The sequence below is a fragment of the Nostoc foliaceum FACHB-393 genome, assembly GCF_014698505.1.
GTDB classification, from domain to species: domain Bacteria; phylum Cyanobacteriota; class Cyanobacteriia; order Cyanobacteriales; family Nostocaceae; genus Nostoc; species Nostoc foliaceum_A.
On the sequence record NZ_JACJTD010000044.1, the window covers coordinates 11,652 to 23,384 of the forward strand.

Annotated in this window: 9 protein-coding genes; all 9 read left to right on the forward strand. The window is 40.3% G+C overall.

The window, feature by feature from the left end; all coding sequences use genetic code 11:
• Nucleotides 1-21: 21 nt before the first annotated feature.
• The 9 genes from H6G92_RS27130 (at nucleotide 22) to H6G92_RS27170 (ending at nucleotide 11,721) form a co-directional block, all read left to right on the forward strand.
• Entirely contained in the window at nucleotides 22-2,841 is a 2,820-nt protein-coding gene (locus H6G92_RS27130; RefSeq protein ID WP_190898092.1) for a hypothetical protein, read from the forward strand.
• Nucleotide 2,842: 1 nt separating this feature from the next.
• A complete protein-coding gene (locus tag H6G92_RS27135) occupies nucleotides 2,843-3,550 on the forward strand; it encodes a hypothetical protein (RefSeq protein WP_190898095.1) in 708 nt (235 codons plus the stop codon).
• Nucleotides 3,551-3,883: 333 nt separating this feature from the next.
• Nucleotides 3,884-4,984 carry a hypothetical protein gene (locus tag H6G92_RS27140; protein WP_190898097.1) on the forward strand — a complete coding sequence of 367 codons (1,101 nt, stop codon included), beginning with the start codon at nucleotides 3,884-3,886 and terminating at the stop codon, nucleotides 4,982-4,984.
• A gap of 172 nt (nucleotides 4,985-5,156) precedes the next feature.
• Complete coding sequence (locus H6G92_RS27145) at nucleotides 5,157-5,948, forward strand: hypothetical protein (protein ID WP_190898100.1); 792 nt, start codon at nucleotides 5,157-5,159, stop codon at nucleotides 5,946-5,948.
• Complete coding sequence (locus tag H6G92_RS27150; RefSeq protein ID WP_190898104.1) at nucleotides 5,945-7,504, forward strand: TrbI/VirB10 family protein; 1,560 nt, start codon at nucleotides 5,945-5,947, stop codon at nucleotides 7,502-7,504. The genes H6G92_RS27145 and H6G92_RS27150 overlap by 4 nt, the downstream gene beginning before the upstream one ends.
• A complete protein-coding gene (locus H6G92_RS27155; protein WP_190898109.1) occupies nucleotides 7,501-8,256 on the forward strand; it encodes a hypothetical protein in 756 nt (251 codons plus the stop codon). The genes H6G92_RS27150 and H6G92_RS27155 overlap by 4 nt, the downstream gene beginning before the upstream one ends.
• Nucleotides 8,253-9,452, forward strand: coding sequence for a hypothetical protein (locus H6G92_RS27160; protein ID WP_190898116.1), 1,200 nt, complete (start codon nucleotides 8,253-8,255; stop codon nucleotides 9,450-9,452). The genes H6G92_RS27155 and H6G92_RS27160 overlap by 4 nt, the downstream gene beginning before the upstream one ends.
• A gap of 2 nt (nucleotides 9,453-9,454) precedes the next feature.
• The gene (locus H6G92_RS27165; RefSeq protein ID WP_190898121.1) at nucleotides 9,455-11,224 is read left to right on the forward strand and encodes a type IV secretory system conjugative DNA transfer family protein; all 1,770 of its coding nucleotides are present in this window, start codon (nucleotides 9,455-9,457) and stop codon (nucleotides 11,222-11,224) included.
• Nucleotides 11,225-11,229: 5 nt separating this feature from the next.
• Nucleotides 11,230-11,721, forward strand: coding sequence for a relaxase/mobilization nuclease domain-containing protein (locus H6G92_RS27170; RefSeq protein WP_190898127.1), 492 nt, complete (start codon nucleotides 11,230-11,232; stop codon nucleotides 11,719-11,721).
• Nucleotides 11,722-11,733: the final 12 nt, after the last annotated feature.

Below are 11,733 nucleotides of genomic sequence, written 5' to 3' on the forward strand. Positions count from 1 at the left end.
ATTTCATTTATTGGTAAAGTTATGCCAAAATCTTCTAATAAGGCTAAAGATAAATTAGGTAAAGTCATATTAGAAAAGGAGCAGATTAGTGTTGTCAAAATGCTCACTCCCTTTGAAGATATTATCCATTTAGGGGGGATTTGCGACCTCAACTTAGGAGGTAGGCAGGGCGTAGGCGCATTAATTCTCAAAAAAGGTGAAAATATTCAAATCAAATTCTGCTTTGATTGTTTAGGGATTCATCCGAATTTGGAATCATCGCAAATGCTGCCGATCTTTGAGGGCATAGAAGCGGGGTTAAAAGAAATTCCCGAAGGCGAAAGTCTCACAATACACTTAGGGTCTTTTACCTCGGATTATTATAGGCAAAAGGAACTATCTTCTTTAGAGTCAACTTGCTCTCAAGATCCATTAAAGCTATTGATTCGCAGTGAAAGATTGCGAGTTAAAGAATTAACTCAAAGTGGCACTAGAAAGAATAAGTTTCTCCGGCTATGGTGTACATACACTGTTATTTCTGATAATGAACGCTCTCATGATTTTATCGAATCGGTTATCAGAAAATTAGAAAAAGGTTGGTTTTCTTTTACTGGAGAAATTCATGCCCATAACAATACTAGAATTGAAAATATCCTCCAAAATTCCTTTAGCAATGGTTTTTTGCAATGGTCAGCCATACTAAGTAGTAAAATGAAACTTGGGATTAGGGTGCTGAGTGCCCAAGAAATATGGGAAATGATTTGGCAGCAATTCAATCTGTCATCGCCACCAGCAATTCCTAATCCTTTAAAGATAGATTCTGCCAATGGACTAGTAGAAACTCAAACTAGTGATTTTCATATCCGCCACCATCTGTTAGAGAATGAGCTATCTGTGCCATTCTTTGATAGGAAATGGATAAGACTACAAAATAAATATGTTGGGGCGCTTAACTTCAGCCAAAAACCAGGGGGATGGTATGACGAACAAGCCCAACTGCGATATCTATGGGAATTAATCTCTAGAGATAGTATTTCTGATACAGAGGTTATTTGTCAGCTAACGAAGGCAAATCAAGCTATTTCTAAAACAAATCTTCAACGCATTACCAAGCAATCAATTACCAGCACTTCTTTATCTACAGATAAAGGAAATATTGATGTCAAATCGGGGATGAATATTGAAGAAGCGGTAGAGGCGCAGAAGACAATATATAAAGGTAGTGTAGTAGTGCATACCGCAGTTGCTTTTCTCGTCCACCGTCCAACCCCACGGGAATTAGACGAAGCTTGCCGATATCTTGCCAGCTATTTCTTGCGTCCGGCGGTAGTTGACCGAGAAATAGAATACGCTTGGAAGACATGGTTGCAGTGTTGTCCATTTGTTTGGGAACCACTGTTAACCAAGCCTTTTAACCGCCGACTGCCATATTTTAGTTCGGAAGCACCAGGGCTGATGCCGTTGATTCGCACAGCCACAGGCGATCGCAGTGGGTTTGAGTTGATTGCAGAAGAAGGCGGCACACCAGTACATTTAGACTTGTACCAAAACCACAAAAATTTGGCAGTCTTCGGCGCAACTCGTTCAGGTAAATCTGTGCTGGTGGCAGGTATTCTTACCCCGGCACTTGCACAAGATATTCCGGTAGTGGCACTAGACTATCCCAAGCCAGACGGAACATCCACTTTTACCGACTACACCAATCTGCTGGGTGAAGATGGGGCATACTTTGACATCTCCAAAGAATCAAACAATCTTTTTGAACTTCCTGATTTGCGCTCTCTGGATGCAGAACTGAGAAATGAGCGATTGAACGATTTTAAGGAATTTCTCAAATCAGTGCTGATGACAATGGTGATGGGGACGAGCATGATTGGTGTCAGCCCAACTATTACCACCAATATTGAGTCAATCATTGCTTTAGCTTTGAAAACATTTTTTAATGATGATGAAATTAAATTGCGCTACAAGCTAGCAATACAAAATGGATTTGGAACTCAATATTGGAACGAAACTCCGACGCTCAAAGATTTTTATAATTTTTGTTCTCCAGCTTTCATACAATTAGATTCTATTGCTAGTAAGAGTCAAGAGATTTCTGAAGCCTTAGAGCAAATCAGGCTGAGAATAAATTATTGGTTGAGTACCAGGGTCGGGCAATCCATCTCACGCCCATCCAGTTTTAGAACTAATGCCAAATTGTTAGTATTCGCTTTACGTAATTTATCGAGTGAAGCTGATGCTGCCATACTCGCTCTCAGTGCCTATGCAGCTGCATTACGTCGTGCATTATCATCAAAAGCTTCGATCTTCTTCCTTGATGAAGCGCCAATTTTATTTCAATTCGATGCGATCGCGGAGTTGATTGGGCGATTGTGTGCCAATGGTGCTAAGTCCGGTATCCGCGTCATCATCTCTGCCCAAGAACCAGAGACTATATATCAGAGCAAAGCTGCACAGAAGATATTTGCCAATATCACTACACGTTTAGTAGGCAGGATTCAATCATCAGCCGTTGACCCGTTCATTGTTCGCTTTAAATATCCAACTGAAATCATCAGGATCAATAGTACGGAAGCTTTTTATCCAAAAAAGTCGGGCATTTACTCTCAGTGGCTGCTTGATGATAATGGCAAGCTGACTTTCTGCCGCTATTATCCCGCCTACTGTTTATTAGCCTCAGTTGCTAATAATCCAAACGAGCAAGAATTACGCAGTTTGTTTCTCAAACACTATCAAGATAATCCTCTGCTTGGGCTAGTCAAATTTAGTGAGGATTATATCAGAATGATTCGGGGGGAAGAGTTATCAGAATTAGCGAAGAATTTACTCTCAAAATCATGCACAAAGCGAGTAGCTTAATATGAAAAAACGGACAATTGGGGTAATACTTTCTGCTACAGTTGGCAGTTTATTGATAGCTGCACCTAGCTATGGTTTCAGTATCAACGATTTTATCAATTCATTGGTTTCGGATCTTCAAAGTGAGGTTGGTGAAATTCAAACCTGGGCTAGGGATGAGATTAACAGTGCTTGGGCTGACATCAAAGAAAACGCTAATGCTGCAATTGATAGTTCTATTGGACAATTGGGTGCGCCTGACCCAATCGCTTCGGCTGAACAATTGAAAAATACGCTCAAGGATGATTATTCTTATCCTGTCGCCCAAGAAAAAGCTCAGGAGCTAGAGCGTGAACTGACGCTTGGTTCGATTGCCAGCGTGATTGGAAAAAAAGGACAGCAGCAAACTCAAGAAAAAATTGATACTACTGCACAAATTGCCCAGCAAGCAAAAGATATTTCTGATGAGGCGCAGAATATGGATGCCTCTCAAAACGTTCTCAAAGCGATCGCTGCTCAGAACGGTTTAATTGTGTCGATGTTAGCAGAACAACGTACTGATTCGCTGTTAGCCCGACAGGATAATGCATACTCTAACCTGATGCTGACGCAAGTGGCAGATCATCTTGACTCCCAACGGAAAAAGGAGAACTCCCAAGAAGCTGGCAGATTGTCTCTACTACATGAAGTCGTATTTAATGCACGGCTAGATCCTACTTCTGCTGACTGATGTAGCGTTCAACTAGAAAGGCAGAGGGCAGCTATGCTGGAGTTTCAGTTGGAATACTGTTTTGCGCTAAAGCCCGTGCCCAGAGGGAACAGGGGTCTGAGTCCCCCACCCTACTGGTTCGTAGTTGCTTTATGCCGGGGAACCCGTCTACCGCACTGCTCACCATAATCTCGGATTTGGTGGCCAAGAATTGAGCGGGGTTAAAGCCTCGTTCAAATTCTGACGCTCGCGGACTCGCTAACGCTTCGCTATCCCTTCTGCCCTCTGCCCTCAGCAAGAACTGCCTTCTTTACATATCTTTCAAAATTACTGTATTGAGCAAGGATTCAAATCATGTTTTTACTAGCGCAATTAGATGGTGGCGATTTAGCTGATTTAGCAAAAGAAAATGCAGCTTCAATAGCGCAAGGATTTGATGAGCTTTGGAACGAAACTATTACAGGTGGTGTTTATTCAGCAATTTGTACAGTCGGAGCTTTATTCGCTATAGCAACACTAACTTTCTTCGTCGTTGAATGGACAAAAAAAATGATGGCGGGGGAAGAACAAAGAGCTTATACTGATTTTATTTGGCCGTTAATAGTAATTCTTTTGCTCAGTAATAAGGGGGATGTACTAGGAAAGTCAACTTTGGGGATTAGAAACTATATTAATAATGTAAATAATATAGTTCTTAGCGAAGCGGCGGCAGGAATCGATCTCAAGCAAGCGTATGAAAGTGCATTGGGAACTGAAGCAGCACGTAGCGCTATTGGTATTGCTGTAAATAAATGTAGAAATTCATCTTTAAGTCAACAAGAAGAAATCAACTGTTTGAATCAAGCTAAAGAAGATTTAACCAAAAAATATCCAGATAAGTTTAACAAAAATAATGGGGCTTTTTCTTGGTTTGTAGATGCAATTGATGGCGCTATCGATGCTTTTAATGATGTGAAAGATGGTAAAGCAAATGGAATTGATTTAATTTTATCTCCCATTAATGCTTTTGTCGGGTCTGCTGTTACTGACATAGTTACGATAATTTTAGTCGGAATGAATGGGGCTTACCAATGGGGAATTGAATTGACTATGCTCGTAACAGCGCTGCTGGGGCCTATAGCTGTTGGTGGTTCTCTGCTACCTTACGGAGCTAAATCAATCTACAGTTGGTTAGTCGGATATTTCAGTATAGGTTTTGGCAAGCTCTGCTTCAATATCATTGTTGGTTTCGCCGGGCAATTAGTCGCTGATTCTAAATCTTATCAGCCAATGTTCTTCCTATTTACAATTGGTATAATTGCGCCATTCTTAGCTACAGGTTTAGCAGCTGGTGGTGGCGTTTCTGTTTTACTTCAAATTAATAAAGCTACTGAAACTTATAGTGGAATTGCTATTGAGGTTGCTAAAGGTGTTGCTACTAAAGGTGGTAGTTTAGTCGGAAAATTAGCTAAATGACACGTAAGAATTCAGCACGGGCTAAACGCCCCGCTATCCATGTACAGGATTCAGAAACCAGAATTTAAAAGCAATGAGCGGATAACTCTTCTATTGATTGAAAAGAATTCAATCTTATTCTCCAGCATTCTGACTCCTGAATCCTGACTCCTGACTCCTGACAATAACACCTATGCTAAATCATCAAAATAAAACTCAACCAAAAGAACCATTACAATTACTTAGTTACAACAAATATGTAACAACAAGAGTTGGAATAATTTCTCTAGCTGGATTTTCAATGGCTGCGCTTTCTCTGTTATTACAGTTTTTAAGTTATGGAGCAATTAGTGTTTTAAATAAAAAACAATTGGCATTAGTACAACTCTCATCAGGAGAGACAATCGCCGCTAGAGCAGTAGACCCAAAAGAACGGTCTGATGAAGTAATTAAAAAATTTGTATCTGATACATTTATTACTACGTTTAATTGGGATGGATTAGTAAAAGCATTTAATGAGAAAGGAGAACCTATCACTAAGCAAGATACTGGGGTAGAAGTAGGTAAACTTAATAATAAATCTAATAGTCGGGTTGCGACTAGAGCCTATGATGCTGCATTTGCTTTAAGTGAAAATGAAGGATTTCGCCCCGCCTTTCTCAAGAAATTAGCATCAATCACTCCGACAGGTATTTTCAATGGTGATACTCAAGTATCTTTAATTCCCAGATTCATATCCCAACCACGTCAAATTAAATCAGGGAAATGGGAAATAGATTTTATTGGTACACTGGTAACTTTTGACCGTGAGTATAACTCAGGTAAAGGAATTACTTTCAATAAAACCGTTACAGTTTCTTCAATTTCTAATCCAGAATATATCCCAGCTAATACCACTGAGTTAGCTAAGAAGATTTATGCAGCCCGTCGCGCCGGATTAGAAATTACAGAAATTGTAGATTTAAACTTCGGGAGAAGGAAATGAGCGAAGACAACGGTAAAGGGTCTGTATCAACTATAGAGGATTTGCTTGAAATAGATGATGCTAATAAAACTAATGCTAATAAAGCACCAGAACCGGAAAGTTTATTAGTACCGACTAAGCACACAATTGTCACTTCTCCTTGGTCAAGACTAGCAATAATTGCTGTCCCTTTTGGAGTTGGATTTTTAGCAATATTTTTGATGCTTAATGGTGTTTTCAATCCCGCACCAGCACCAAAGATTGGTCTGAAAACGCAGGAAATACCGACCACTGAACAAGCCCAAAAAAGTGATGAGGGAGACGGTGATGCGCGTGCAAAACTCGCTCTGTCGGATCAAGAAGATGAGTTAGGTCGCATTAACAAAAATAAATTTGACCAATCACCGCCAGTACCAGTTTCAGTAAACCAAAAGGTCGTGCCATCTAACCCACCATCTCCACAACCTGCGCCACGTTCTGTTCAAAATACACAACCACGTCGTGTAACTCAAACTGCACCACAACAGATTAGAACCTACACTCAGTCATCAACACGCACGAGTTTTTCTCCAAGACCATCTATATCTGCACGGACACTCACGCCCCTAGATCCCCTTGAACAATTGAACAAACTCCGAGGCATCGGTTCTTACGGCAAAATCGCATACACCGAAACTAGCACCAGTAAACAATCTTCATTAGATCCATATCTTGCTCAAGCTCAAGCAATTCAAAATCAACCGAATGAACAAAATGAACAAACAGATACAAATAATTTTGACCAAACCACGCCGCAAAACTCAAGCGAGTCGATTGAAAAGCTCCGCCCCAGGTGGCAAGCGACTTCTAAGGTTAACAAGATTACTTTAGCTAACAATTATTTACCTCAAGAAAGCCAAATTCTCCAAGGTAAGCAAACTCGTTATTTGACAGTTGGCTCATTTGCTAGTGGTGTGATTATTACTCCATTAGTTCAAACCACAGTTAATAGTTCAGGAAAGACACAAACACCAACCTCTAATAATACTAAGTCTATTGCTAAACTGCAAGAGGATTTACGCGATAACTATGGGCAAGTGGCAATCCCTTCGGGTAGTTTATTGGCAGTCGAGTTAGCTTCAGTTGATGGCGGCAGTTACGCTGTTGCTTATGTCAGAGCGATCATCAAAGATAATACAGAATATCCGATTTCTGCGGGTGCGATTTCCGTGACAGGAGTTGGTGGTAGACCCCTAATAGCTCGAAGATTTCAGGACAGGGGTGGCGAGATTGCCCGTAGTGACTTGTTTGGTGGCGCTGTGTCTGCACTCTCGAAGGTTGGGGAGATTATGAACCAACCGGATAGTGAAGAAGAAATTTCTGATGAATTCACAGGCAGGATTCGCAAACGTAGTAGTGGCAATCAGCGCAATCTCACTGGTGCGTTAATGTCAGGGTTTTTTGGTCAAGTTAGCCAAAACATCAGCCAACGTAATCAACGTAATACTCAAGAAATTACTTCTCGCCCTAATACTTGGTTTATTCCACAGGGAACCAAAGTCACTTTTAATGTAAATCGTTCTTTGGAGTTGCCATGAAAAGCGTAATTAACACAGTTACAAGCGGCACTCTAGCGTTGGCTCTCGCCGCGACTCCACTATCCACAATTGCCGCACCAGTCGTTCGCACCATCAAACAAACTCAAGCTAGTGGGACGCAGGCCAAACTACAAACTATCAACGTTTGGAATGGTCACGGTGTAGCAATTTCTTTCTATGAAATTGGCGAGACAATTAAAAAAGTCTGGTTAGATGATCCGTCGCAAATTCTGCTTGACACAGATGGTTGTTTAGAGGGATTGGATCAGAATTGCTCTAGCCCCGGTGCAGGGCTGATTCATCTGCGACGGATCAAGAGAATAAACATTCCCGGAATACCGCAAACATCTACCACTTTGTTAACAGTAATTACGCAGTCATCCTCTGGGGAGCGTAAGGCTTACAGTTTTCGGCTAGCAACAAGTAATGGCACTCCTAAATATAGTCAGGTAACGATCCAGAATGAACTGGCACGAGAACAAACAGCCCCGAAACCTCAATTGCAATCATTAGTTAAAACACAGCAAACAATTAACCAAATTCGAGGCGGTATTGTTGTCGCTATTAGAAGTGGATGGATTAATCAGCAAGATGAACTACATCAACGATTGCAAAAGTTGATCGGTTATTTACAAGCGGGTGATGACATTTCTACTGCTGCTAATAAGGCTTCTGTCTCTCAAGACTTAGCTAATAAATTAATTGCTTTGAGTAATAGTTCTGAGAATTTGACACAAGGTAATGGCTTATGAAATCATCTTTACGACCCAATGATAACGCCTTACGTTACTTCATTTTTTTTGGTTTAGTAGGTAGCTTATTGATTCATAGTTTCATAAAATATGGGCTATTGAACTCTTTTGTAGGCTTTTTGATGCCCAAGGCATCTGCACAAGTACCCGTTATCAATTCCCCTAATGGGTTTACTCCTGATTGGTCGCGCTTGCGTTTTAGCGACATGATTATTTCTGTAAGTAGCAGTGTTACCTATCCAGGCACAAGAGGTACAGAAACTAGAACTTGGACGGCAGGACAAAGCATTAGCGAGTTTATGGAACTTGGAGATTTTGAAACACCTCAATTAGCAATAGAAAATTTAAATCTCTCAACCATAGCTTCAGTACAAGGAATCAATTTAAGTAGGTTAACATTAGATGATTTTCAATTAACTCAATGGCAAACTTTACCATCTTTAACCAAAGCTATCCCTGACTTAGGTAATAGAAATGTCAGAAGTGTTAAACCTGTCAGTGATTTTTTGAGAAGATTTGGAATTACCGGGGGCACAATAGGTAACGCCAGCCGATATTCTCGTTTACGTGACGTTCAATTAGGAAGAGTAATAAATTTAAAAAATTACTCACTAACATCTATTTCCAACATTCAAAACACATCTATTAATAGATTTGAGAATTGGCAAGACTCCAAAATTAATGGAGTACCTGGACTATCAACTTTGACATGGGATAACCTACCAGGACTGCGAACACTTGACCTTTCATTTGTTGCCAAAGTTGATCTGCCATTGGGAGATATTGAAGCTAACCGTACCCGTTCCATATCTGGTAGCTACCAAGATGGCTTTAATGTTCCCTGTCTACAAAATAATTGCGCTCATACGGAAATGTCAGGCATTGGTAAGACTACTGGAACACAGTGGATATCCGGGAAATTCCAAAAGGTTAATGGTGGATTTGGCATTTTAAAAGCTCTTAATGATGGTCAAGAGCCTACTGGCAGGAACCCCTTTGGCTCTAGTTTTAAGCAAGTAGTTTGGAATATTGATGATCCCAGTGGTTCTGTCGAGACTGCTATGTTTTTCCGCATCTGCAAAACTATACCCTTCATTGGTCGCACTTGCAGCCCCTACTTCATTGGGCCTGTACCTTTTATTGAGTACCAAGAGAAAGACCCTATCGTTCTTGGTCAACCTAATTCTCTACCTTAAATATGAGCAAATCTTTCAAAGTAAATAGCGCTAATCCTCAAGGATTTCGATTTGAGCAATTACAAAATCATAATGACGCAATTGGCAAATACACTCATCATTTATTTACCCCCAATGGGCTAACAGTTTTATCCTTGCTCGGCGCTTACATTTTGCTCAGGGTATTTTTTGGCGATGGTAACAAGAAGAAAATTGCTACCTCTTATTGGGGTGGAGCTAAAGAAACTGCTACTGCTCAGAAAAAAGCCATCTTGCAAATTGCCAGTCCCCAATGTGATAGTGCTGCACTTTATATTGGTCGGTATCAAACTAAAAGTTCAGGTACTACTTTCTATATACCTGATGTGCAACGGGGTACAGCCGTCATCGGCGCTCCCGGTAGCGGTAAAACATTCAGCGCCATTAACCCGATGATTTACTCCGCAATTGATCAAGAATTTCCATGTATAGTTTATGACTTTAAATACCCTTCTCAAGCGAAAGTTGCTGCTTATGCTAAATACAAGGGCTACGATGTTCACATCTTTGCACCGGGATTCCCTGAATCTGAAGTTTGCAATCCTTTAGATTTTCTCCGGGATAGTAGTGATGCCGAATCGTCCCGACAAATTTCCACTGTTATCAATAAAAATTTCCGACTTTTGGGCAATTCAACTGAAGATGGGTTCTTCGGCCCGTCTGGTGATCAGTTGACTCAGGCAATTCTGATGTTAGCTAAAGAGTTCGGTCAATTCGCAGATGTTATGACTTGCGCGGCGATACTTTCTAGCGAACAAATGGTCAAACGCCTCATGGCTGCTTCACTTAACCCTTGGGTAAAAATTGCCTTTGGTCAGTTGTTCAGTTCCGCAGCTAGTGAAAAAACTGTCGCCGGCATTGTTGCTACCGCCAGTATTATGTTTACGCGATTCATGGCGAAAAACACATTAGGATGCTTCATCGGCAAGACAACTTTACCTTTGGAAATTAAAGGAAAGCAGATGATTATTTTCGGGTTGGACAGAGAACGCCGAGATGCAGTAGGGCCCCTCATGACCAGCATTTTACACATGACCATCGCCCGTAACATTGCCAAAAAGCGACTTGATCCACTCATCGTTGCACTGGATGAATTACCTTCAATATACTTACCTGATTTATATAGATGGCTAAATGAATCTCGTTCTGAGGGCTTCTGCGGTATTATCGGCTTCCAAAATATGGGGCAGCTTGAGAAGAACTACGGTAAAGATATCGCTAAGGCTATCCTTGGTGCTTGCAGCACTAAGTTTATATTCAATCCTGGTGAGAACGAGTCGGCGCAATTGTTTTCCAACTTCTTAGGTGATGAAGAGATTAAGTACAAGCAAAAAAGCCGTTCTACTGGTAGTAAAAATAATAGCACGAGCATCAGCGACCAAGAGAAAACTAGAAAGCTTTTTGAATCGGCTCAATTTCTGAAGTTAATTGCTGGCAAATGTGTTTTTATTAATCCGGCTTATGCCAATCAAAAGGAGGGATCTGTTCCTTTACTCAAAACTATCAAAATTAATGAGCCGCTCAAAAATATTGATAAATACAATCAACTTAAATGGGCAAGAATTGTCAGTTTATTAGCTAGAAAGAGTACACAGAAATTTCCCTCACAGCAAGATTTAGCTTTGCGAGTTAAGCAAGTTGATTCACGCTTTCCGCTTCCCGAAAACCCTCAAGCTATTTCTAATAATTCTGGACTAACATTCAAAGAAGTCGGCAGCATGATTAATCAAAATAAATCTGATAGTGGAATTTGATTGTTATGAAAATGACTATTGAAGAATTGAAAATTAATAATTTTGAACTAATTCAAACACTATCTCAAGAGAAAATTTTAGCAAATGGTAGTTTTATTGATATTAGTCTGCCTCCCCTTCAGATTATTCAGGAGTTTAAGACTTTATCTAAAACTAGACGAAAGCTGAGGAATTTGGGCATATATACTATCATCAACCTAAAAAACACTTACATCCAACTAAATCAAGAATCTTGTCTGAAAATTGTTAACCGATATATTCACGGTATCGGCTGGCATGATTTGCAGTATATCTGTTTTTTAGATATTCAACCTAGTAATATTTATATTCATATTATTTTTAATCGCATTACACCCCAAGGTAAGCTCATGGATATCAAATGCTTAGGGGCTAACTGGCAACAATATGAGGTATTACGTCAAGCTTGTTCTCTCATCATCGACAACCCTGTTCATAACAAATATTTGCAAAGACGATTCTGCAACTGTTGCGGTTAGACAAGAACGTAG